This window comes from Paenibacillus sp. VTT E-133280, assembly GCF_002264385.1.
Classification (GTDB): Bacteria; Bacillota; Bacilli; order Paenibacillales; family Paenibacillaceae; genus Paenibacillus_AQ; species Paenibacillus_AQ nitricinens.
In genome coordinates this window covers 165,848-189,988 of sequence record NZ_NFUX01000001.1, presented here as the reverse complement: position 1 = coordinate 189,988, position 24,141 = coordinate 165,848, and the positions used below count along the sequence as shown (strand labels likewise).

23 protein-coding genes are annotated in these 24,141 nt (G+C 43.1%); 14 read left to right on the top strand and 9 right to left on the bottom strand.

The genetic code is table 11. From position 1 onward, the window contains the following. Nucleotides 1-140: 140 nt before the first annotated feature. Nucleotides 141-1,706 carry a catalase gene (locus CA600_RS00835; protein ID WP_094868455.1) on the bottom strand — a complete coding sequence of 522 codons (1,566 nt, stop codon included), beginning with the start codon at nucleotides 1,704-1,706 and terminating at the stop codon, nucleotides 141-143. Nucleotides 1,707-1,905: 199 nt separating this feature from the next. On the opposite strand from CA600_RS00835, the gene CA600_RS00830 reads away from it, so the two are divergent. Then, complete coding sequence (locus CA600_RS00830) at nucleotides 1,906-3,318, top strand: alanine/glycine:cation symporter family protein (RefSeq protein ID WP_094868454.1); 1,413 nt, start codon at nucleotides 1,906-1,908, stop codon at nucleotides 3,316-3,318. A gap of 129 nt (nucleotides 3,319-3,447) precedes the next feature. Here CA600_RS00830 and CA600_RS00825 read toward each other — a convergent pair whose 3' ends face one another. Beyond that, nucleotides 3,448-3,849: a RidA family protein gene (locus CA600_RS00825; RefSeq protein WP_094868453.1), complete on the bottom strand. Its 402-nt coding sequence runs from the start codon at nucleotides 3,847-3,849 to the stop codon at nucleotides 3,448-3,450. Between the two features lie 347 nt (nucleotides 3,850-4,196). Here CA600_RS00825 and CA600_RS00820 point away from each other — a divergent pair, with 347 nt between their 5' ends. The 3 genes from CA600_RS00820 to CA600_RS00810 all read left to right on the top strand — a co-directional run bounded on the left by CA600_RS00820 (nucleotide 4,197) and on the right by CA600_RS00810 (nucleotide 6,712). Next, on the top strand, nucleotides 4,197-4,763 hold the full coding sequence (locus CA600_RS00820) for a TetR/AcrR family transcriptional regulator (protein WP_094868452.1): 567 nt from the start codon (nucleotides 4,197-4,199) through the stop codon (nucleotides 4,761-4,763). Next, on the top strand, nucleotides 4,760-5,272 hold the full coding sequence (locus tag CA600_RS00815; RefSeq protein ID WP_218832750.1) for a DUF2798 domain-containing protein: 513 nt from the start codon (nucleotides 4,760-4,762) through the stop codon (nucleotides 5,270-5,272). The genes CA600_RS00820 and CA600_RS00815 overlap by 4 nt, the downstream gene beginning before the upstream one ends. A gap of 258 nt (nucleotides 5,273-5,530) precedes the next feature. Then, entirely contained in the window at nucleotides 5,531-6,712 is a 1,182-nt protein-coding gene (locus CA600_RS00810; RefSeq protein WP_094868451.1) for a multidrug effflux MFS transporter, read from the top strand. 99 nt (nucleotides 6,713-6,811) lie between these two features. Here CA600_RS00810 and CA600_RS00805 read toward each other — a convergent pair whose 3' ends face one another. The 4 genes from CA600_RS00805 to CA600_RS00790 all read right to left on the bottom strand — a co-directional run bounded on the left by CA600_RS00805 (nucleotide 6,812) and on the right by CA600_RS00790 (nucleotide 10,470). Further along, a complete protein-coding gene (locus CA600_RS00805) occupies nucleotides 6,812-7,702 on the bottom strand; it encodes a diacylglycerol/lipid kinase family protein (protein ID WP_094868450.1) in 891 nt (296 codons plus the stop codon). 156 nt (nucleotides 7,703-7,858) lie between these two features. Continuing rightward, complete coding sequence (guaC, locus tag CA600_RS00800; RefSeq protein WP_094868449.1) at nucleotides 7,859-8,842, bottom strand: GMP reductase; 984 nt, start codon at nucleotides 8,840-8,842, stop codon at nucleotides 7,859-7,861. Nucleotides 8,843-9,191: 349 nt separating this feature from the next. Next, entirely contained in the window at nucleotides 9,192-9,791 is a 600-nt protein-coding gene (locus CA600_RS00795) for a DUF4179 domain-containing protein (RefSeq protein WP_179281474.1), read from the bottom strand. A gap of 97 nt (nucleotides 9,792-9,888) precedes the next feature. Next, on the bottom strand, nucleotides 9,889-10,470 hold the full coding sequence (locus CA600_RS00790; protein ID WP_094868447.1) for an RNA polymerase sigma factor: 582 nt from the start codon (nucleotides 10,468-10,470) through the stop codon (nucleotides 9,889-9,891). 220 nt (nucleotides 10,471-10,690) lie between these two features. Between CA600_RS00790 and CA600_RS00785 the strand changes: the two genes are divergently transcribed. The 8 genes from CA600_RS00785 (at nucleotide 10,691) to CA600_RS00750 (ending at nucleotide 19,595) form a co-directional block, all read left to right on the top strand. Continuing rightward, complete coding sequence (locus CA600_RS00785; RefSeq protein ID WP_094868446.1) at nucleotides 10,691-12,478, top strand: helix-turn-helix transcriptional regulator; 1,788 nt, start codon at nucleotides 10,691-10,693, stop codon at nucleotides 12,476-12,478. Nucleotides 12,479-12,675: 197 nt separating this feature from the next. After that, entirely contained in the window at nucleotides 12,676-13,272 is a 597-nt protein-coding gene (locus CA600_RS00780; protein WP_094868445.1) for a sensor domain-containing protein, read from the top strand. 25 nt (nucleotides 13,273-13,297) lie between these two features. Further along, nucleotides 13,298-13,900 (top strand): YkoP family protein, encoded by a 603-nt coding sequence (locus CA600_RS00775; protein WP_094868444.1) that lies wholly within the window; start codon nucleotides 13,298-13,300, stop codon nucleotides 13,898-13,900. Then, on the top strand, nucleotides 13,900-14,664 hold the full coding sequence (locus tag CA600_RS00770; RefSeq protein ID WP_094868443.1) for a polysaccharide deacetylase family protein: 765 nt from the start codon (nucleotides 13,900-13,902) through the stop codon (nucleotides 14,662-14,664). Before CA600_RS00775 ends, CA600_RS00770 begins: the two co-directional genes overlap by 1 nt. A 44-nt stretch (nucleotides 14,665-14,708) precedes the next feature. Beyond that, nucleotides 14,709-16,343 carry a methyl-accepting chemotaxis protein gene (locus CA600_RS00765; RefSeq protein ID WP_179281473.1) on the top strand — a complete coding sequence of 545 codons (1,635 nt, stop codon included), beginning with the start codon at nucleotides 14,709-14,711 and terminating at the stop codon, nucleotides 16,341-16,343. Nucleotides 16,344-16,453: 110 nt separating this feature from the next. Continuing rightward, the gene (locus tag CA600_RS00760; protein WP_094868441.1) at nucleotides 16,454-17,677 is read left to right on the top strand and encodes an amidohydrolase; all 1,224 of its coding nucleotides are present in this window, start codon (nucleotides 16,454-16,456) and stop codon (nucleotides 17,675-17,677) included. A 20-nt stretch (nucleotides 17,678-17,697) separates the two neighbouring features. Beyond that, a complete protein-coding gene (locus CA600_RS00755; RefSeq protein WP_094868440.1) occupies nucleotides 17,698-18,444 on the top strand; it encodes a uracil-DNA glycosylase family protein in 747 nt (248 codons plus the stop codon). Nucleotides 18,445-18,536: 92 nt separating this feature from the next. Further along, the gene (locus tag CA600_RS00750; protein WP_094868439.1) at nucleotides 18,537-19,595 is read left to right on the top strand and encodes a copper amine oxidase N-terminal domain-containing protein; all 1,059 of its coding nucleotides are present in this window, start codon (nucleotides 18,537-18,539) and stop codon (nucleotides 19,593-19,595) included. 1 nt (nucleotide 19,596) lies between these two features. Here CA600_RS00750 and CA600_RS00745 read toward each other — a convergent pair whose 3' ends face one another. After that, complete coding sequence (locus tag CA600_RS00745; RefSeq protein ID WP_042192888.1) at nucleotides 19,597-20,511, bottom strand: phosphatidate cytidylyltransferase; 915 nt, start codon at nucleotides 20,509-20,511, stop codon at nucleotides 19,597-19,599. Nucleotides 20,512-20,606: 95 nt separating this feature from the next. Between CA600_RS00745 and CA600_RS00740 the strand changes: the two genes are divergently transcribed. Further along, nucleotides 20,607-21,149, top strand: a complete 543-nt coding sequence (locus CA600_RS00740) for a hypothetical protein (RefSeq protein WP_094868438.1) — start codon at nucleotides 20,607-20,609, stop codon at nucleotides 21,147-21,149. 14 nt (nucleotides 21,150-21,163) lie between these two features. Next, a complete protein-coding gene (locus CA600_RS00735; RefSeq protein ID WP_094868437.1) occupies nucleotides 21,164-21,919 on the top strand; it encodes a class I SAM-dependent methyltransferase in 756 nt (251 codons plus the stop codon). Between the two features lie 70 nt (nucleotides 21,920-21,989). Here CA600_RS00735 and CA600_RS00730 read toward each other — a convergent pair whose 3' ends face one another. Beyond that, nucleotides 21,990-23,264, bottom strand: coding sequence for a sensor histidine kinase (locus CA600_RS00730; RefSeq protein ID WP_094868436.1), 1,275 nt, complete (start codon nucleotides 23,262-23,264; stop codon nucleotides 21,990-21,992). Then, nucleotides 23,264-23,941: a response regulator transcription factor gene (locus tag CA600_RS00725; protein ID WP_094868435.1), complete on the bottom strand. Its 678-nt coding sequence runs from the start codon at nucleotides 23,939-23,941 to the stop codon at nucleotides 23,264-23,266. Before CA600_RS00725 ends, CA600_RS00730 begins: the two co-directional genes overlap by 1 nt. Nucleotides 23,942-24,141 lie beyond the last annotated feature (200 nt).

Here is a 24,141-nt window from a genome sequence, read left to right as displayed (position 1 = left end):
GGTTTGTTCCTCCTATGATCTTAGCTACACAACAATCATAGTGTTCATATGTTACGTGAATATGGCAAAGCGAAAGCTCCCAAAATCAAAAAAAGGTTAAAGAACCCGTATAACAGGTCCCTTAACCCTTCTTTTAACATCTAATAGCCATCGGTTTGTTTACCGGATTGCTCCGCAATTTCCGCGCCGGCTCGATTATCCGAGGTACCTATATGCTTGTGGTCGGCTTGGGCTTGAGCAAGACCTTCAGCCACTCGACGGCCATAGTCTGGATCGGCCTTTGTGAAATGCTCGATCATATTATTCTGAATGACAGGCGCACATATTTTCAGTGCATCGACCAGGTTATGAATCAATTCATCCTGTTCCCAATCCTCGAACTTGCGATAGGTATCTCCAGCTTGCCCGAAGTCATTTGCCCGACTAATTTTGTCGCGAACTAGTCGATCATTATACATCGGTTGATGTTCTTTGCCAGAAGGGGTTGCCTCCTTTAACCCGCCAAGCGAGGATGGTTCGTAATTCACGTGTGGGTTTTGCTCAGGTGCCTTATCCACATGATAAGTCATTTGCCCATCCCGCTGATTCGTTGCTACCCTTGTCTTTGGAGCATTAATCGGCAACTGAATGTAGTTCGCGCCCACCCGGTGCCGCTGAGTATCCGAATAGGAGAACGTCCGGCCTTGCAGCAGCTTGTCATCCGAGAAATCCAGACCGTCTACTAGAACTCCAGTCCCGAAAGCGACCTGTTCGACCTCGGCAAAATAATTATCTGGATTTCGATCCAGAATCATCTTCCCTACAGGTAAAAATGGAAAACGTTCATGATCCCAAAGCTTAGTAGGATCGAGTGGATCAAAGTCGAGCTCTGGATGCTCATCGTCACTCAGGATTTGTACACAAAGCTCCCATTCAGGATAATCCTTGCGCGCAATAGCCTCATATAAATCCTGCGTAGCATGGCTGACGTTTTTGGCTTGGATATCCTCAGCGGCTTGCTGAGTGAGATTCTTAATGCCATGTTTCAGCGGCTCCCAATGGTATTTGATTAAGACGGCTTCGCCTTTTTCATTCACCCATTTATAGGTGTTGACCCCAGACCCCTGCATCTGCCGATAGTTGGCTGGAATCCCCCAAGGAGAGAACAAAAACGTAATCATGTGAGTAGCTTCAGGAGAGTTCGATACGAAATCAAACATCCGTTCCGGGTTTTGCAGATTGGTCACGGGATCTGGCTTGAAAGCATGAACCATGTCAGGAAATTTCAGCGGATCACGGATAAAGAAAATCTTCAGATTGTTGCCGACCAAGTCCCAGTTGCCATCCTCTGTATAGAATTTTGTGGCGAAGCCACGGGGGTCCCGAAAGGTCTCCGGAGAGTAAACACCATGAACTACCGTAGAAAACCGTACGAATACAGGTGTTTTTTTGCCTGCTTCTTGAAAAAGCTTAGCACGCGTATACTTCGAGACGGGTTCATCGCCTACTTTTCCATAAGCTTCAAAATACCCGTGGGCTCCTGCACCCCTAGCATGTACAACACGTTCCGGAATACGCTCTCGATCAAAATGAGATATTTTCTCGATAAAGTGGTAGTTTTCGAGCGTCGACGGTCCGCGATTGCCTACCGTCCGTATATTTTGATTATCTGTAATTGGATGACCCTGTCGATCCGTTAAAGTCATATCTTCTTTTTCCTTGTCCATAGGGCAGAGCTCCACCTTTCTTCAGATATGTATAGTATTTTCTACCATAATTCTGAAAAGTATGCGAAACCCACTGACAAGAGATGTTATGAAAGTTACAATTTTTATTGGCATTTGAAATAATGACTGTTATATTTGAAAATACTATGTGTTATAAGCTTAGCAACTTGGGATCGACAGAATGGAGAGGCGGAATTACATGCAACAATTTTTAGATAGTATGATTAGCGTAACAAATGATTTTTTATGGTCGAAAATATTGGTGATCCTTCTTATTGCTTGTGGACTTTATTTCACCGTAAGATCGAAATTTGTACAGTTTGGTATGTTCAAAGAAATGTTTCGGGTTCTTAAAGGATCTAATGAAAGGTCAAAAGATAGTATTTCATCCTTCCAGGCCTTCTGCATCAGTATGGCGGCGAGGGTAGGGACAGGTAATATAACGGGAATCGCAATTGCTATTGCGATAGGTGGTCCAGGGGCTATCTTCTGGATGTGGGTGATTGCCATTATTGGATCAGCGTCTGGTTTTATAGAAAGCACTTTGGCACAGGTATATAAAGTGAAGGATAAGACCGGATTTCGCGGTGGGCCTGCCTATTATATGGAGAAAGGCCTGAACAAGCGCTGGATGGGAGCGATATTCGCGGTTCTGATTACATTATCCTTCGGGCTTGTATTTAACGCGGTCCAATCGAATACGGTCACAGTGGCCTTTGAGAATTCATTTGGCACCAATCGGGCCATTCTTGGCCTTATAATGGCTGCTACCTTTGCGCTGGTTATCTTCGGCGGTGTTAAGCGTATCGCAAGAATGTCCGAATATATTGTGGTGGTAATGGCAGGAATCTACATTGGGGCTGCTCTTATTATTATGCTGATTAATATTACAGAGCTCCCGGGAGTTCTCGCACTCATTGTGAAAAGTGCCTTCGGATTTGAACAAGTCGCTGGTGGCTCTCTTGGTGCAGTAATTCTACAGGGCGTGAAGCGTGGTTTGTTCTCTAACGAAGCGGGCATGGGGAGTGCGCCAAATGCTGCAGCAACGGCAACCACAAGTCATCCGGTGAAACAGGGGCTAATGCAAGCCCTGGGCGTACTCACGGATACGTTACTCATTTGTTCGAGTACGGCATTTATTATTTTACTGTCTGATGCCTACAAGCAGCCTGGGCTAGATGGGATCAAGCTGACACAAGCCGCATTAAGCGAGCATATTGGTTCGTGGGCATCTGGATCACTAGCGATCATGATTTTATTGTTTGCCTTCAGTACATTAATTGGAAATTATTATTACGGTGAGACTAATATAGAATTCTTGAACTCCAACAAAAAAGTATTATTATTCTATAGATACAGTGTCTTGGCGATGATTATTTTTGGTTCCGTAGCAAAGGTTCAATTGGTATGGGATTTGGCTGACTTATTTATGGGTTTCATGGTTATCGTGAATTTGATTGCCATCCTGCTATTATCCAAAGTGGCCTTTGCCGCCTTGAAGGATTATAAGCAGCAGAAACGTGAAGGGAAGGATCCTGTTTTCTATAAAGACAGCATTCCGGGGCTCGAGAACGTTGAAGGTTGGGACAATTCTTCAGATATAAAAAGATAGAAATGTATTTGAAGAGCTCAGGAGACTGAGCTCTTTTTGCTGTCAGATTAGAAAAACGAGCCTTTAGAATTGCTTCTATAGGCTCGTTTTGCATAGAGAATATTTAAACAGTCTTTTTTAATCTAGTATTTAACCTGCCGCCCACACATCTAACTCAATTTTTAATTCTAGTAAACCTAATCCTTTAACATAAGCAATGGTCATTGAAGGAGGCGTCATCCCGAATACTTTATTCCAAATTTCATAGAAATGATCCCAATCGATTTCTTCAGTGGCCCAAATGTTGATTTTGATTACGTTATCGGGAGTCAACTTTTGAGAAGAGAGGACTTCCACAATATTACTCATCGTGTTTGTTACTTGTTGATTAAAATCTGTAGGGATATTACTATTTTGATCGATTCCAATTTGACCAGAAAATACATACATTTCAGCGTTTCTGCTTATTTTTGTTACATGACTGTAGTTACCAACGGGTTTCGCAATATTTTCTGGATTATATCTTGTAATCACATGATTATTTAAGTTCATTTTTATGAAGTCTCCTTTAAATAGAAGATACATAACGATAGCTAGGTTATATATCTCCACTGTTTTTTAGTTTTAATTTTTGACAGACCTATCCTATCCATCATTAATTCTAGAAAAAAACAGCAGTAGAATACCCAATACCAAAAGATAAATATTTTAGGGATCTCTTTTTCATCAGGTATTCCTCCTTCATATTTAAAGTAAGATAACTCCATCAGAATGATAACATTAATCCATGCGTGACGGCAACTTTGCCTCCCTCGGCACAAAAAACACTTACATTAGCGGATATTATGTTGTTATAATAACAAACAGACCGGTTGGTATGTTAGGGGGAATACGTAATTATGGATACAAAATCACTAATGATTGAGAAGGCGACACTCCTTTTTCAACAAAAAGGTTACAAGAGTGTAGGCGTTAGTGAAATTTTAAAAGCTTGTGATGTTACCAAAGGAGCGCTCTATCATCATTTTCCAAATGGAAAAGAAGAACTATTAATTGCTTGTCTAAAGAGCCTAAAGGAAGCAATCACAATAGATATGGAGGACATTTTCAAAAAGCATTCTTCTACGCAAGAGGCCACGCAATTCATGCTTAATAAGTTAATTCACAACTTGGAAACCGAGGGCAAGCTTACAGGCTATACATTTAGCAGTATTGTCAGTGAAATGGCTACGGTCAGTGAGCCTGTCCGCCAAGCATGTAACTCACTTTATGAGAACATTCAGACTATTTACTACACGAAGCTTGCAACTGAAGGCTTCTCAAATGAACTAGCTTCTGATATTGCTTTATGGATGACAACCTCGATTGAGGGAGCGATCATGCTGTGTCAAACGCAGCGATCTACTGCACCTTTAAAGACTATTGCGAAACTATTACCCACAATTTTGAAAGGAAGAACGTCATGAATCTAGAAACAAGATTACCGAGAAACGGCAAAGAGGGCGCATTATACGGTGCAATTATTTGTACACTAACCGTTCTGTTTATGTCTTCATTAAATATCATTTTAGCGGTTGGAGAATTCAATGGGGAAGTTGCTTTATCGATCCTTAAGGTGTTTCCGATCATTTGGGTCATTGTTATGATTATAGAGCCTGTTGTTATTGGGCGTATCGCAGAAAAGCTGACAGCTAAATTCACACAACCTAGTGATAGCTTCAATGCCAAAATTCTATTTCGTATTCTTTTCACCGTACTAGGAATGTCTTTTGTGATGACCTTTATTGGAGACATTATCGGGAATGGATTGAGTTCTGATACGTTCCATCACTTCTTAGCGAATTGGCCAAGAAATTTCCTGATTGCACTGATCGCTGAAAGTATAGTGATCCAGCCTTTTGCACGATTTGTGATGGTAAAGCTACATGCTTCTCAGGATAAAAAGAAGTCCAGCACCGCTGGTATAACTGCATAAGGATTTTCGGAAAAAAACTCGTAACATAAATAAGCTCTCAGGCGAAGCGTTTCGTTTGAGAGCTTTTCTATTACCGTATATAATGATATTTTAGTCGAATAATTGAAACCCTCCTATAACAAAGAAAGCTTAACAATGAAAGGTAATATCGAACATGATGATCTATAGTCGTCTTGCCATAATGATGCCCCCATTTCCCTAGCTAGGCTCATATTCTTGTTGTTCTAGGATATAAGCTTGTAGGAGGGCGAATTTAATATGAAAAAATATGCAGCACCATCTTTACTGCTAATGATTGTTCTTGTGGCTTTTCCGCAAATCAGTGAGACGATCTACACTCCATCGTTGCCGGATATTGCGGTAGCACTTGGGGTCTCTAATAGTTCTGTACAATTAACATTAAGTATCTATTTTATCGGATTTGCTTTAGGTGTTTTGTGTTGGGGTTGGCTCTCTGATTTCATCGGACGGAGACCTGCCATGCTGGGTGGCCTCATTGTATATGGTATTGGATGCTTGATGTGTTTTAACTCGGAATCCATTACTCTACTTCTGGTCAGCCGTTTCATTCAAGCGTTTGGGGCAGCGACAGGCTCAATCATTACACAAACGATTCTTCGTGAGAGTGTATCCGGAAATAAGCGGCATGCCATGTTTGCCCAAATCTCGGCGGTGATTGCGTTTACTCCAGCCGTAGGGCCTCTTATTGGCGGATTCGTGGATCAAGCTTTTGGCTTTCGGGCGGTTTTCTTTACACTAGTAACGATGAGTGTGTTGTTATTTGTATATGCTTTTTGGAAGCTGCCAGAAACGACTGATGTTTCCGCGAGAAAAAAGGTGGCTATTCTACCTATCGTTAAAAGAATGCTCTCATTGCCACGTGTACTGGTGTTTGGGTTACTGATCGGGGGCATCAATGGAGTTTTATTTAGCTATTATGCAGAAGCACCCTTTATATTTATTGAACACTTTAACATTTCACCGGGAGTATATGGTTTTCTAGGTATTGTTGTGGCTTTGGCATCGATAGTGGGAGCAATGATGTCCAAGAGATTATTGAGTCTCTATGCCGCAGAAAAAATAATTCACATCGGCTGTCTAGTCATGGCTACCGGTTCCTTACTATTAACATTAGTATGTAGTCTCGGAACGTTGCCGGATATGATACTGATCGTATGTATCTTGGTAACCCTTTTTGTCATGTTAATGGGGGCCGGTATCGCCTTACCTAATTGTCTAAGTCTTGCGCTTGTCAATTTTCAGGATGTTGTGGGAACAGCAGGTGCGATCTTCAGCTTGGGATATTACTTATTAGTTAGTTTGGCGACATGGGGAATGAGCGCCCTGCATAATGGTTCATTACTGACGATGCCCATCTATTTCTTAGGGATTAGCGGCGGAATGTGGTTATTAAGTAGAAAGTTTATTGTAGCGGAATAGAATTTTTATAAGTGATTTGCAAAGAGAAGGTATGGAATGGGGCATCCATATAATAATGGCAGTCTGGAACCTTTTGAGTTCCGGACTGCTTTTTATTTGTTAGTCTACTTCCGGCACAATGACTTGGATATGACGAGGGAGAACACTTAGCGAAATTGGTAAAATCGGACCTTCTTCACCATCCACATTGGTTCTTACAGCTTCTGGAGAGCTTACAGTTACATTTTGGGCCGTGAAATAGACAACGTCTTTATGATCCTTAAGACTGCCAAGTAATAAAGAAATACTGGCTGTAATGGTATTGAGTATACTGAGGTCTTGAATAATAAAACAGTGAAGCAGACCATCGTCAACCGCAGCATCAGGGATCAGATTCTCGAATCCGCCAACGGAGTTGGTTAACACGGCGAGAAAAAGCGGGGAATCGCCTTGCCATGTTTTCTCGTCATAATGAATAACAAGAGGGTGCGGGGAAGTGCTTGTAAGTTGTTTTAGGCCTTCTTTCAAATATGCCAATGAGCCGAGCTTGGTTTTCTCTTCGATTGTTACGGAGGATAAGGATCCGGCGATTGAACCTACAGCAACAACATTTCCGAATAAGCGGTCATTTAAGCAACCAATATCTACTGTCTTTACGTTAGAGGAAGCAAGGGTTTGAATGGCTATTTCGGGATTCAGTGGAATCTGTAACGCGCGGGCAAAATCATTAACTGTTCCTAAAGGGACTACACCTAACTTTGGGTGTTGTTTCTGATTCATAAGACCATTAATGGTCTCGTGAAGTGTGCCGTCCCCGCCAATGGAGACGACTAAATCGTAACACTCCTCACAGGCAGTGATACAATAACGAGTTGCATCTAGTTCTTTTGCCGTCTCCTTGATTGTAACCAAGTAGCCTTGATCAGCTAGAACTCTTTCTGCATATCTGACATATTCGCCAGCTTCTTCTTTACCAGATGAGGGGTTAATAATAATCATAGCTTGCGGCATAGGGATTATCCTCTCTTATTCAATCTAATACCTATTAGATGATTACCCCAAAGTGGTATAGCAGAAATCATAACAACCTAAAAAAGGTGAGCAAGAACGACCTAAGTCGCCTTACTCACCTATTTATATATACATAATTCTTATATTTCTTCTGGATTAATAGACCTTGTCACCATTAAAAATGGAATTCTTAACGATAACATAATCGACTTTACGAATGGCTTCTAATTTATTGCCCCCAGCATAAGAAATCGAGGACTGAAGATCCTGCTCCATCTCTCTCAAGGTTTCTGCTAAAGCGCCTTTGTGTTCGACAACTATTTTTTTGCCCTCAACATTCTTCTTTTCACCTTTTTGGTATTCAGAAGCGGAGCCAAAGTACTCTTTATACAGCTTTCCATCGATCTCGATGGTATCACCAGGAGATTCTTCATGCCCGGCAAATAGGGACCCGATCATGACCATAGAAGCGCCAAATCTAATAGATTTGGCGATATCCCCATGTGTCCGAATACCTCCGTCAGCGATAATAGGCTTACTTGCAGCTTTGGCACACAAGCGTAGTGCTGCTAATTGCCAGCCACCTGTTCCGAATCCTGTCTTAATCTTCGTGATACATACTTTCCCTGGCCCAATTCCCACTTTAGTAGCGTCGGCCCCAGCGTTCTCTAATTCTCTAACGCCTTCAGGAGTTCCCACGTTTCCAGCAATAACGAAACTAGCAGGCAAATACTGTTTAATATGTTTAATCATTCGAATGACAGCCTCGGAATGACCATGTGCAATATCGATCGTAATGAATTCCGGAATCAACTGTTCGTTAGCTAATTGTTCAACAAAATCGTATTCTTCTTCTTTGACTCCGACACTAATGGATGCGATTAATCCGCGGGCGTGCATTTCTTTGATGAAAGACGTACGCTTCTCCGGCTCAAAACGATGCATAATGTAGAAGTAGCCATTTTCTGCTAAGAAGCTGGCGATCTTCTCATCTATGATGGTTTGCATATTTGCGGGTACCACAGGTAATTTAAAAGTATGACCACCTAAGGTGACTGTTGTATCACACTCAGAACGGCTATTTACGATACATTTTGCAGGAATTAACTGAATATCTTCATAATCGAATACTTTTTTCATTATATACACCTCTAAATGCGAACATTATAGTATTTGTTTTGATTATTGTTCGTCCACTTTGTAATGTACAGCATTCCGAACAAGAAGTCAAAATTCTAGTACATTATGGTGTAAATTGGACTTAATTATACGACGATTTGGTGTACGGCTTATGATTCATATAAAAAAGCAGATTATTCATAACGAACCAAAGAAATGAGTATTGCGTTAATATGTACTATCATACAATGCCGGCCATCATATAAAAAAATAGTTGTTTAGAGGTCATCGAGCGATTCAAGCGATATAGACAAAGAAAAACCCCTTCTGCGGTTTGTTCAGCGGAAAGGGCTACATTTTTCTTTGAAATTTATTGTGCTTCTGCCTTGCTTACAGGCACCTGGATTTCATAAGTATCATCAATCCCTGCTAGTTTGACCTGAAGGGTTAATTCGAACTCATCCGGCAGCTGCTCACCTTCCTCGGGAATTATATCCACCAGAGCAGCATTCTTTTGTACAGTATGATCAGAATTGATGATTGGCATCACGCTCATTAAATTTCGCTCACCGTTCACCAGAACGATAAATTCTTCTGTCACCAGAAGACCTCTTTCCCGATTTTCCCAGTGTCCAATTAACTGATCGTCCGTCGTGGTTACTCCCTCGCGTTCAAGGGCAATCGACAGGCGGCTTCCATCGTGGTAAGCCTCAGAGACTTTCAGTGTTACTCCTTCATGGGTATCGCTGATGCCGAGCTTGGTAATAAGGCCATTCTCTGCAGCCAACTTCAGCCCATTATCCACGTTATTATTGAACAGACTGCCTATGACAGGAATTTGTCCCAGTGTATCTGCCATAGCGGGTGAGATAAAGCCAGTGCTGATAATCCCTAGACCAAGTGCAGCTGCTGTAGTGGCGGCGATTAATGTTTTCTTAACCATACGTCCTCGTTTAGTGGTTTTATTCATGGGATTTTCTCCTATCCGGTTCATAATTTGTGTACTAAGGCTATACTGTGGCGTCCCGGTTTCCCGGATCATGCTTTCAATTTGTTCCATTTGTCTGTCATTCGTTGGATTGCGCAAATAATCCGCCTGCCCTTCGTTGTTTATTGGCTTGTTCCATGAGCTTCTGGCGCAAGCGCTGATATTTTTTTCGTACGGTTGCTGCCTTACAGTCCATGATTTGACCAATCTCTTCAAAATTGTATTGCTCCACTGCTTTCAGCAATAGAATGTGCCTTTCCTCTGAAGTGAGATAGGTCAGTAACTCAGTTAAAGGCGATTCCGGCTCTGGAATGTGCTCCGTGGCTTCCTCCTGTTGTTTGAAGTACGATACAATCTTTAACCTTCGATGCTGTTTCTTTAGCAGGTTTAGGCTGTGATGATAGGCAAGCTTGTACAACCATGCAGAGAAGGAGACAGTAGGCTCATAACGGTGAATATCTTGATAAGCTTTGATGAATATTTCTTGAACGGCATCTTGAGCTTCTTCCCGGTTTTTGAGCAGATGATAGCAATAGATGTACATGGGTTTTTCAAATCTGTGGATGATAGATGTATAAGCCTCATGATTTCCCGACTTAACCAGTGAAATAGCGGCCTCTATTTGCTCTGTAGCAGCGCCACTAGGTCTAGCTTCTTCCAAGCGATCACCTCCTTTGCTTTTCGTTTATATAACAATTTCAAGTCGTTGATTTGTGACATTGTTTTGTTTAGAATCTCAGAGACGTCGATAGTGACCTCTATGGAATTTGTAGCATCAGCATAAATGTCATTCCAACTCATGACCTTTTGTAACTAGTAAGGTCCCAGGGGGTTACACTATAATAAAGGTCAAGTCAGCACAGTATATAGGGGGCAATGTCTTGTTTAATCTGGTCAAACAGTGGTTCTGGTACGATTGGCTCGTCCTCCTGTTTCGGATTTGTTTTTCTACTTCTTTATTGATTACCATGTGTTATCTTTCGGACAATTTTACGATTCCTTTTTGGATCGCGTTTGTTTGGGGCTTGATCGCTTTTTCAGTGCCTTGGTTCTGTTTGCAACTGCATTATAAATATTATCTGATTGCGGAGATACTTCTTTCGGGTGGTCTATGTTTATATTTGGCTGCGCTATTTCCTGAATCCTATGTAACTTTTTTACCTACTGCCTTTATGATTGCTAGCAATAGTGCACAGAAGTCTTATCGTTGGTCAGCACCGATTACGGTTATTTTGATTCCAATTCTGTTGTCTAGGTTGTCACAGCAAGTGGATGCTGTATCGATGATCTTGAATATTGGCTTGGTGTATACGCTTGGCTTCGCCTTTCATTTACTGATGGTCAATCACAAGCAGAGCGGAATCATTAAGGATCAGAATGCGGTCTTGGAGCAGTATATCTCACAAGTCGAGCGTATGACACTTCTGGAAGAACGAGATCGGTTGTCCAAAGATCTGCATGATACGGTGGGGCATTCTTATACATCCATTCTTATGGGGCTAGAGACTTTACGTACGGAGGTGAACACTTCGGACGGGGCGCAAAAGATAGATGCCTTGTTAAAACTAACTCGCCATGGCCTAGATGACGTTCGGAGATATTTGCACCAAGTGGGTTCTTCGCAGGATTCGTTGACGCTTATACAGTCTCTGCAGAAATTAGTGGATGATTTTCAAACCTTCTCTAAGGTTAAGATTCGCCTAAGAACGTTCGGAGAGGCCTACACAGTATCCAAGCAGGCTCAAATGACATTATACAGATGTCTCCAAGAGTCAATAACCAACGCTGTACGCCATGGTCAAGCCAGTGAAATTGTCATTAGTCTCCATTACGAAGAGAAGTTGATCCGGCTGGATGTGCAGGATAATGGATTAGGCGCAGAGGATTTAACAGCAGGGTTTGGTCTGAACGCAATGAAGGAACGAGCTTCTAACTTGCAAGGGCAAGTGTATGTTTATTCAAAGTTAGGAGAAGGGACCTTAGTGACCTGTAGTTTGCCGAGGCTTGAAGAGATACAGGAGGAAACGGTCCGCTTACTACTGGTAGATGATCAGCCTTATATCCGGGATAGTCTGCGAATTATTTTAGAGCAGGAACCCGATTTTGAGATCATAGGTTTAGCAGAGAATGGTGAGCAAGCAGTAAGCTTCTGCGAACAGGATCAACCTCACGTGGTGCTAATGGACTTAAATATGCCAGACATGGACGGTGCGGAAGCAACGAAGCTTATTAAGCAAAAGTGGCCAGGGGTACGCGTGCTGATCCTGACTACTTTTCAAGAAACAGATTTGGCAGTCGAAGCACTGCAAAACGGGGCAGATGGCTACTTGTTAAAGTCTACTGAACCGCAGGAGCTATTCGAAGGGATACGTCTCGTACATCGGGGTGTGAAGATGATAACACCAGCTATTACGAATGTATTAATTGATCATTATGAGATGCATCCAACATCTGAAGCGCAGACTGAGCAGAGTAATGAGTATGGGCTGACCCCGCGCGAGCTGGAAATTCTAGAATGCCTGTCAAAGGGCATGCGTTATAAGTCTATTGCAGCTAAATTGTATTTGTCCGATGGCACGGTGAGAAATTACGCTTCTACCATCTATGCTAAGCTAGGTGTACGGAATCGCGAAGAGGCTGTTGAGAAAGCCTTTGGTACTTTGGAATAACTAAAACCGAATGATCTGAAATTGAAGCGCGAGCACCTTGTTGTCTATATTCCCTTACGGGAGTAGGCAATAGGGTGCTTTTTTTGTATGAAAAACTGTCATATGACATTACGGCACTGGTCGATTTTACATCAGAAGCGCTAGCATGGGAGTTGCTTAGATGAACAAATTTTTATTGCAGAGAGGGAGAGAAGAAAATGAATCAAATGATCCGGAAACATGTGAGGAATTTCTGTTTCTTATTAATTACTTTTGCCACAGGGCTGTTTTACCTTTGCTTTTATTTGGTAGGCATCACCTTTGGAGTTGCAATGTCCTTCACCATAGTAGGGATTCCGATCCTTTATTATGTTTTGCGTTCTACCGAAACCTTTTTACAGCATGAGCGAATTCGAACGAAAATCTATACGGATATCTCCGTTCGCACGCTTCCAACCCGATCTCAAGAAGAAGGCAGCATGTGGGAACGGGTTAAGGCAGAGTTTCTAAATGAACATAACTGGAGAGCGATTATTGGACTGATGCTGCACGGTATTATCGGAATGCTCAGTCTAATCTGTGCAGCTCTTTTTTACTTCGCTCCGATTATTCTTTTGCTGGCACCTATCTTGTACTTATTTGATGTCACGTCTATCTCATTATTCGGGATTGAAAATAAAACGCTGAGCAGTTCACTTCTTTTCATGCTATTAGGTGCGGTATTTCTATGGATAGGTGCTTATCTCGGCAACGGTTTGGTAAGGATGATCGGCTTGTACACGCGGCGCTTAGTGAAGAATTTTGCTAGAAGATAGTCATAAACAGAAAGAAGGAAGATTAATGGTAGCCTCAGTTTCATTTATAAAATTATTCTCGCAATCTCTATGGATGATGTGGGAGAGCGTATTTGCTGTCATAACCAAATTTCGCAGTCAGTCTGTGCGCACATATGGGATATGTAAATTGGTAGTGGTGAAGTATCACGGGGAAAGTGTGGTCTGCCAAGATGGGCACCAGATACTTCCCGGTGATTGGGTGGGTGAGCTTCATCTGGATAATCGTCAGGTCGTGCAGCTGACACGTACATTTGGTGCAGATCGAGCGGGAATCCGTACTGCACGTATGCTCCGTGAGGCTATGAAGGAGATCAGTCGTGATCTGGACAACAATCCAGAACTAAGCAAAGTGCAGGCGTTAACGGGGATTACGCTACTTCACCGCGGAATCATTCATGGCATAGGGTTTGAGCAGCATCCTATCAAGTCCAAATGGCAGCGGCGATGGTTCGGAATCTATCTTCGGTTCTTACTTCGGATGTTGCATCCTGAGGGGAAACATCGCGTTGAGGACAGCACGGAGAAGTTGTCTCCTAAGATGCTCGTGCTTAGTAAGCAGTCTTTGAAAGCACGGTTTGCTCCTCGAAGGAAAGAGGCGGTTTCCTGATGCTAACGTTCATTATTCTAGCTATAGATATAATTGTTCTCTTTATGATCGTTCCTTTTGTGATTACCCGCATTTGGGGATGGGGAGTTCATACGGAAGGAGGAGCCGTGAAGGAAATTGCTTTTACGTTCGATGATGGCCCAGATCCTTGTTATACACCTGAACTGCTGGACTTGTTACATGAGCATGACGTTAAAGCGACCTTCTTCGTATTAGGCAAAAAGGCTGAGCAATACCCGGATATAATCGAGCGAATGCACCGGGAAGGACATCAGATCGGCATTCATAATTATGCGCATACGCCTAATTGGATCTACTCCCCATGGACGAATAGACGGAAGCAAGTAGATCGAACTGCTGATATTGTGGAACGAATCACAGGCAAACGTCCTATCTTTTACCGCCCGCCTTGGGGCCTTCTGAATCTAGGGGATCTCTTTTTAATCAGGAAGACTTATCGGATCGTGTTGTGGTCTGTCATGGTCGGAGACTGGAAAGCGTCAGTTAGTGCAGAGCAATTAAAGCATGCCTTATTAAAAAAAATTAAACCAGGCTCCATCATCGTTCTTCACGACAGTGGAGATACGCCTTGGGCAGATGAAGAAGCGCCATTGAACATGATCACAGGACTGGAAGAGGTCTTAAAGGAGATTCCTAGAAGGGGGTTAAAGGGCCTGCGGGTGGATGAGCTGCTCAACAAGGAAGCTAGTCGTATTGGAGAAGCTAGATCCAGAGTCAACCATCACGGTCAGATTAATCTGTAGCTATGGATGACATGATGTCACTAGATTGGAAGGGAAATCCGACATTGAAAAAGAAAACCGTTCGAACTATCGTTATGACCGTTGCTGTAGTATACATGGTGTTGATTTTTGCAGGTCTATGTATGTATACATTTTCTAAGTTTAATGAAATTCTCAGTCATGAAGTTGAACAAAAGCTTAACTATAAGGTGGAGCTTACTTCTACTAAACTAAATAGTCGATTCTCGAATGATTTCGAGAAGAGCTTGGCTGGAATGAGGGAGGATGCAGGTTATTATTTTGTCATAGATAAAGCTGGTCGATATGTAGCAAGCCAGAACCCTAAGCACGTTATAGGCAAAGCTATATCTGATGAACCGGACATACAGCTGCAAAAAGTCGGTCAGGTCATAGCACAATCTACGGGAACTAGTGGTACGGAGAACTCGAAGAATGTCTATGCCTTTACAAGAATCGGCGATACAGATTATAAGTTAGTGCTGGTGATGCCTGTAAAACAGATTTTGGAGCCTATGATGGATAACCAATATTTAATTATAAGCGGTTTTGTTATCGCTCTGATTATTTTTATTGTCTTACTCTTCATTATCTTAACCCGCCTTATTGTACGACCGCTTCGCAGAATCAATGAGCATGTAATGGAGCTTGTTGAACACGGAGGCGATCTGACTAAGAAGCTGGACATGAAGCGAAATGATGAGATTGGGATGTTGGCGTATTCTATGAATCAGTTTCTGGATAACATTCGGGCCATCGTCAGGAATGTCACGTCACAGGCCAATCATCTGAATGAAAATGCAGGGATACTTCAAGTTTCAGCAGAGCAGACAAATGAGACATCCAAGCAAATCACAACGATTATTACGGATATGGCTGTGAGGTCGACGGAGCAAGCAGAACATGTGCGGCAAGTACTCACGATGATGGAACGGACAGTTGAAATCTCCGAGGAAATTATGCAGGAGACGGTAAATACAGTTCACGATTCCAATCATTTAATAAAAGCCGTGCAAACTGGCCAGCGTGCAAACCAGGCATCTGTAGATCATTTGGAAACTATGGTTAGTTCCATTGAGCGCTCAACAGAAACCATTGCACAGCTGAACAACCGATCCAGCCAAATCGGTGAGATTATTCTCGTGATTTCCGAATTAGCCAGTCAAACGAATCTACTCGCGCTTAATGCAGCCATTGAAGCGGCCCGCGCTGGAGAGCAAGGGAAAGGTTTTGCAGTAGTTGCAGGAGAGATCCGTAAGCTTGCTGAAGGTTCCGAAAGAGCAGCCGAGCAGATTGCCAAGCTTGTTGGCGCGATTCAAGCGGATACGAATGCAGCGGTCAAAACGATGGAATCAAGTCAACAAGTGGTCAATCAACAGAATGACTTAGTATTACAAGGGCAACAATCCCTAGAGGAGATCGTACAGAAGGTTGATCTAACGACCCAAAGCACGCTGCGCATTCAAGGCATATTTGGTGAGTTATCTACCATGTCACATCAATCATTGAAGGCGCTAGTGCAATCTTCGCAGCTCATTGATCAGTCGGCATCTTCCTCACAGGAAGTAGCGGCTTCCACGCAGGAGCAACTTGCGACTATCGATGAGATGACGACCAGACTTAGAGAACTCAGCGAGTTATCTGTATTTTTAAAGTTAGAAGTTGGGATATTTACGATATAGTCTTATGCTAAAAACCTTTCAAACATTTTTATATAGGAAGGGCTATGGTACCATTTAGGATAAAGTGGTTCGCACCTATATTAAATCGTTGAGAAAAAGGATGGGGTAGCATGTTGAATGCTTCTTACTGGTTAACCAATATAAGATTAGAGCAGGGTTATGTTATTGAGGATGGACAAGTGGTTGGTACGGATACGAAGGTTTGTCATATCCGAATTGACGGAGATAAGATTTCAGAAGTGGTTGGAGCGGACGTAGAGCTTCAGAGTCATCTACCTAAATATGACTGCAAAGGGTTATTGATGCTTCCTTCTTTTGAGGAGGCGCATATCCATTTAGATAAAACATATTTCGCTGGACCCTGGAAAGCGGTAAAGCCTGCGGCCGGTGTCTTCGAACGCATTGAGGAAGAGAAGGTATTATTGCCTAAGCTGCTGCCTATGGCGAGACAACAAGCGGAGAGCATCTTGACGCTTATACAGCGTTTCGGTGCGACACATGTGCGTAGTCATTGTAATATTGAGCCTGTCAGCGGTCTGAAGCGTTTAGAAGCAACCCTGCAAGCTTTGGATACCTTCTCCGGAAAAATTTCATTTGAAATTGTAGCTTTTCCGCAGCATGGTCTGCTTCGCTCTAATTCTGTTGAATTAGTAAAGCAATCTCTGGCAGAGGGGGCAACCTATGTAGGTGGTGTCGATCCATACTCCGTGGATGGAGATATCGAGAAGTCACTCCAGACCATGGTCGAGCTAGCGGTAATGAATAATGCTGGCATTGATCTTCACTTACATGATGGAAAAGAAGCAGGAAAACAGACATTGTCGCGTTTGGCTGATCTCACAGAAGAAGCTGGCTTACAGGGCAAGGTGACCGTTAGTCACGCATTCTGGTTCGCAGGTGCTCCGCAGCAGGAAACAGAAGAAATGGCTACACGGATGGCATCACTTGGTATGGGTATTGCATCCACAGTTCCTATTGGAAGAATGATGATGCCATTACCGATGCTGCACAGCCAAGGTGTACAAGTGAAACTGGCAACAGACAGCCTTACGGATCACTGGTCTCCTTTTGGAAATGGAGATCAATTGGAGAAGGCGGGACGGTACGCAGAGTTATATGGGTGTAGTGATGAACGGTCACTATCGCAATCCCTTAGATTCATAACAGGAGGGATAACGCCTCTTAATCTTAAGGGTGAACAGGTATGGCCAAAAGTAGGAAACACTGCAAGCTTTGTGTTACTGCATGCCAGCTGCTCGGCCGAAGCAGTAGCAAGAAGAGCGGACCGTCAAGCGGTATGGTTCGAAGGGCGTCTCGTGAGTGGATCATTATAGGGATATGAGAGGTGGATGACATGCTCATCTCTAACCATTTACAACAGTATAAAGCAGCGATGCTCTCTCTTCCGAAGGGAACCGCGCTATCGAAAGACGATCTGCAGGTGGATGAGCTTCTAATGAAGCGAAGCGGGAAGCTTGAAATGTACTATGCACCCCACAATGAATACATCAATCCCTCTGCAAAGGTGATTATTATCGGGCTAACACCCGGTTTTACACAAATGAGAATAGCCATACAAGAAGCAGTCATTGGGTTGAAAGCCGGGTTTTCAGATGAAGAGGTATGCAGAAAAGCAAAAGAAGCGGCGAGATTCGCAGGCTCCATGAGGAGGACGTTAATTCGCATGCTAGATATACTTGGCCTTCATCAGTATTTGAACCTTACCTCTTGTGACCAATTGTTTCAGGAGCAGCAAACGAATTTGCATACCACCTCTTTACTGCGTTTTCCTGTATTTGTAGAGAAGAAAAATTATAGTGGGGCACATCCTAAGCTGCGATCAGATTCATTCCTTAGAGAATGTGCATTATTGTCGTTAGAGCAGGAGCTGGGCATCCTGAGCCAAGCTTTAATTATTCCTTTAGGAAAAACGGTGGAGGAAATGCTTCAGCTGTTGGTATCTGAGGATAAGCTCGATGATCACCGCTGTTTATGGGGATTTCCTCATCCTTCTGGAGCGAACGGACATAGATTTAAACAGTTTGCCAGCCAGCGAGATAACATGACAAAGACGCTCCAAGATCATTTATGGAACGGCTGAGTGATCAATCTTATCGCAACATTTGTTCTGGACCTCCCGTCAAGAATGATAGAGTAACACAATTTCATTCATCTCAGGAGGTATAATTCACTATGAAAACATTCAAAGTAATCGGAGCGGTTCTGGCTGGCACGCTCATAGCATCGAACGTCATCTCTGCTGCCCCAATCCAGCCAGCTCCAGTCACACCAGCGGCTAATTCCTCAGTGCCGCAGGATTCTTATGGTGGTCTAAAATATGTGCTAGTCATTGATGGTAACGGCTTCTCCCCAGTCGATGTTCCGCTATACGTAGGTTCAAGTAAGGAAGTTATGATCCCTATCCGTACAGCAACGGAAGCGCTTGGATATAAGTTAACATGGACTCAAAGCCTTCAATCGCTAGGCCTTGAGAAAGAAAGCCAGTCGATATCCTTTCAAATTGCAAAAGATGCTTACCGTAATGGCACATCAATTCATTCGCTAGGTGCTGTACCAGAGCTAAAGAACGGTAAAACCTATGTTCCATTATCTTTCTTCGAAAAAGTATTGGAGCTTGAAGTAGTCGCAGGACCAACTGGAACCATATCGATTAATTCCAAGGAACAAGGAAATGGAGAGACTGCCTCAGACACGATCAAGCAAGGATCAATCACTAGTATCTATAAGGGCGAGCAAAATGCTGAAATCGGCCTCAACGGCTATGGTCATGGCGTTCGCTTAGGCATTTCTGATGAAACGGAAATCGTATCTGCTGATAATAAGAAGCTAACCTTTGCTGATCTGCAGCTAGGCATGTCCATCGAGGTTGAGCACAGTATGGTCATGGCTATGAGCATGCCGCCATTGGCGGGCGCGATCAAGATTGTTGTGAAAGACCAAGCTCCGGATCAGCAGACCCTGGGAACGGTTGGCGTGATCGAAGAGGTTACTTCTTCAGATAATGGCATGACCCGCGTTGTAATTAAAGGCGATAAGCTCAGTGATTCTTCCTTCGAGACGATTGTTCTAAATACTACAGACACTACGACTATTCTCGGCACGAAAGATAATCAGAAGATTGCCACAAGTGAGCTGAAAAAAGGTGACAAAGTGTATGCGTTCTACGGTCCGATGTTAACCAAGAGCTTGCCACCTATCGGCCAAGCGACCAAAATCGTTGTAGAAAACTAATTTACATGAAATCGAAGAAATAACGGATGACATGGAAAAAGACCGGCGAGGTGTAGGTCAAGCTGTCTACACGGCTTAAATAGCTTTCTTTTAAAGCTACGAATTTATCACCATCACCGATGAGCAAATCTCGCTTCAGCACGGAAACCGTTAAGCTACCCAAGAAGCCGCTCAAACTGATTAACATGCCTGACAGGAAACCGAAAATTGGGTTGAGCGGCGTCAGGTAGGGATAGATCAAATAGGAGACCCCGGTTGTTACGACAAATGCACAGGCAAAACCTTCCCAGGTCAAATACGGGTTGGCAGTTGGGACCACTTTGCGCTTTCCCATATAGAGGGATGCGAGATAGTGGACCACATCATTCAGCTGTGTCAGCACTACTAGGAATAATACAAGCCCCGCCCCATACTCCGGTGTAGCAAATTGAAAATAGGCTAAGTGACTAAGTCCGAAAACCATCAGCATTAATCCCCACTGGGTTGAACTAACACTACGCAGGAAGCCAACGGTCCCTTTATTAATAAGCCTAGGTAGCGGTAGGAGTAAGAAAACATAGACTGGAATAAACACAATAAACATCCCGTACCACTCGATATAAATCCAGTAGAACTGTAGAGGAATGGATAAGTACGCCCACAGAAATAATCTGCGGTCGGATTTTCGTGACTTTATCATGGAGAAATATTCTTTGAGTGCGAAGAAGGTCAGCACCATTAGTGCCAACAGTGAGACGACTGGATTAAAGAGAGTAGCTAAACAAAAGATAAAAAGCATGCCCCACCAGGTTTTGATGCGGAAGCCGATACCCGTATAGTCTTTACTGGGCTGTAATTTGCCTATAACTACATACATCAAGTGAATGGCCGATAAGGCCGCAAAAATCAGGATTACCGTTAATAGAGAGCGGTCGATAGCTAATCACCAACTTGTCGTAGAGTAGATTCCATTAATGGGTTCATATGTTATTATGAAGGAAACGTTCAATCTTGATAAGGGGAAAATTGTAAATGGCAGATGATCCATCGGTCTTTATCTTGCTTACGAACACCGGAACGCTCTTTACGAAGCTTATCCAAGGCTACACGAGAGCTCCTTATAATCATGCCTCGATCTCCTTTAATCGGGAGCTTTCCGAGTTATATAGCTTTGGCAGAAAGCACCCAAGCAACCCTCTAAACGGAGGGTTCGTGAAGGAGAATATTAAGACGGGCACGTTCAGCAAATATCCAAATACGACGTGTGTTCTATATGAACTTCAAGTTACAGCCCGTGAAGTGGAGAAAATGGAGCGGGTACTCAAAGTCTTTATCCGAAGCCGGCAAAAGTACCTCTATAATATTCTCGGCGTGATTGGTATCGCACTGAAAGAACCTGTCGAATTCAGCAACTCCTACTTCTGCTCACAGTTTGTAGCGGAAATTCTGGAGAGGTCTGGCATTAAGCTATGGAACAAGCTGCCCGCGCTCGTAACGCCGGATGATTTTCGGCAAAGCGATCGGCTGAAGCTGATTTATCGAGGCAAATTAAGTGAGTACGAACCTAAAAGCTAAGGGAGAGTATTGGGATGAATAACAAAGAACGTTTCTCAAATCGGGTAGATTCGTATGTGAAATATCGCCCGAGTTACCCTAAAGAAGCCATTGATTATTTATACAATACGATTGGGCTAAAACCGAATTGTGATATTGCGGATATTGGCGCAGGAACAGGAATATTTTCGGCACTGCTTCTGGAGCGCGGGAGTCGTGTGACTGCCGTTGAACCAAATCCGGAAATGCGTACAGCTGCGGAGGAGATGCTCGCAAAGGATAACCATTTTCGCGCATTGCCTGGGTCTGCCGAGAAGACAGAATTGCCAGACCAGTCTGTAGACTTTATCGTATGTGCCCAGGCGTTTCACTGGTTTGATAGGGACGCAGCGCAATTAGAATTCAAGCGGATTCTTAAACCGGGTGGAAAGGCAGTTCTGATATGGAATTCTCGGCGTACTTACGGTACCCCATTCCTGGAGGAATATGAGCAGCTTGTGCAAACCTTCGGCACCGACTACACTGGGGTTAATCATAAGAACATTACCCCTGAAATCCTTAGCTCCTTTTTTAAGGCAGGGCAGATGCAAGTAGCGCACTTTAGCAATCAGCAGGTGTTTGATTTTGAGGGATTAAGCGGACGGGCGAGATCATCTTCCTACATTCCAGCCCCCGGAGATCCACGTTTCGAGAGTATGATGACGGAGCTGAGGAACCTATTTGAACGAAATAAACAGGATGATAAAGTATTTTTTGAATATGAGACCGAGGTCTATTGGGGCGAAGTATAGTATATGATCAGCATATTAAAAAGACTCAAATCCTAGTGATAACAGGGATTGAGTCTTTTTTTACTTTTAGTCATGAAAGATGAACGTAAAAGGTGGTGGATTCGCCGACCGTGCTTTTGGCGTAAATTTTTCCTTTATGTTGTTCAACGATGGATTTGGCAATCGCCAGCCCTAGGCCATAACCCCCTTGTGTACGCGCTCGGGAAGCATTCGTACGGTAGAAACGGTCAAAGATTCTCGCTAAGTGCTCCGATGCAATGCCCTCACCCGTATTGGTGACCGATAACACCATATCATTATGGTGGTTTTTAAGGGATAAAGTGACTGAGCCTTTAGGATTCGTATATTTTACAGCGTTGTCTAAAAGGATCATAATCACTTGTTTAATTTGTTCACTATTCCCTAGCACGATCAGGTTAGGTTCAATGTCATATTCAAGCGAAATATGCTTTTCGAAGATAACAGCTTCCATTGTTAAAATAATATTCTCAACCGCTTCGCTCAAATTGAATTTCGAATAGATCAGGGTCGATCTGGAATCGTCCATCTCGGTTAGGTATAGCAGATCATTGGTCAGACGGGTCATTCTCTCTGTTTCCGACTTGATATAGTGCAGCCACTTCGATTGATTGTGAATAGTATCATCACTGTTGGAGAGAAGAACATCCGCATTGGTGTTAATAATGGTCAACGGCGTCTTCAATTCATGGGAAGCATCGGCAATAAACTGCTTCTGTTTATTAAAAGCCTCCTTCACCGGTGCGATAGACCGATTAGCGAAAAACCGGCTTGTGAAGTATAAAATAATTAGCATCACCGAGCCAACTACAGAGAAGGCATAGATTAGATTGGTGAGGATTTTCTGCTGGGCAGTGATGTCCAGAAATACAAGCATCGCTCCATCATTCGTATGCTGGATGTTGAAGATCCATTTGCTGCTGTCCAAGGTGAACCTTCCGGTATCTTTATCAGCACTTAGAGCCTCTTGCAGAGCTGTAGTATAAAAATCATCATCCATCGTAAATTTGGAATCTTTCCCGATGAGGTTCGACGCTGTATCTATCTTCAGCATAAATGAGACAGACCGTTCCGGAGGTGGAGTTCCGTTATCGATACGTTTATTATCAGCATGGGGTAACTGGGAACTTCCCTTAGTTGAGCCCATTCGTCCTGTATCACCGCCGGGAGACTTGTAGTTCTCCATAATTCTGTGAAGATCCATCTGAATATTGTTTTGGACATCTTGGTACGTAATGACATAAATCGAGATGAAAGCCACCAGCATTATTACGGATATAGTTACTAGATTAACAATAAGAAATCGATTTCTGAGCTTCGTGAACATTAGGCTGTCACCTCTAATACATACCCTACATTTCTGATCGTACTAATGCGTACAGTGGAATTTAAGAAGGTCAATTTTTTTCTCAAAAAAGAAATATACACTTCTACATTGTTGTGCTCTGCCTCCGAATCAAACCCCCATAACTTCTCAATAATTTGTTCCTTGGAGGTTACGGCTTGTTTCCTCAGAATCAGAAGCTCCAATAATTCACTTTCCTTAAGATTCAGCTTGATCTCTTTGCCACCTACGGTAAGCTTCAGAGTCGATGTATTCAATTCAATATCCCCGAACTTTAAAGCATCATCTGGAATAACCTCGTTTTTACGTCTTAGTACAGCCCTTATTCGTGCCAGTAGGATCTCCGAGGAAAAAGGTTTGGCGATATAATCATCAGCCCCATAGTCTAGTCCAGTGACCATATCTGTTATCTCACCCTTTGCTGTAAGCAGGATAACGGGAGTGGATACCCCCTTCTTACGCAGCGACTTGAGGACGCTAACCCCATCCATCTCAGGCAGCATAATATCGAGCAGCAGCAAATCATAAATTCCGCTCAGTGCATAATCCAGACCCGATCTACCGTCATGGACTGCGTCCACCGAATAATTATGTTTTTTTAATATTTGAGTTAAGGCTTCGGCGAGATGAAGCTCGTCTTCTACGATTAATATTCTCATGGTTCTGCCATCCCCTACATAAAACGAGTATTTGTTATTGAGGTCATTATATCAGTATTACCTTTACTGAACCTTAATGAAGGTTGGTATAGAACTGTATTGTGAAAATTGAACAGGTGGCAAGTAACGGAGGGGAATTTTGGAACTGTAGGAGCAATAGCGTCCGCCTTTGTCTGCGGAAGTTCAACATTCACCGCAGT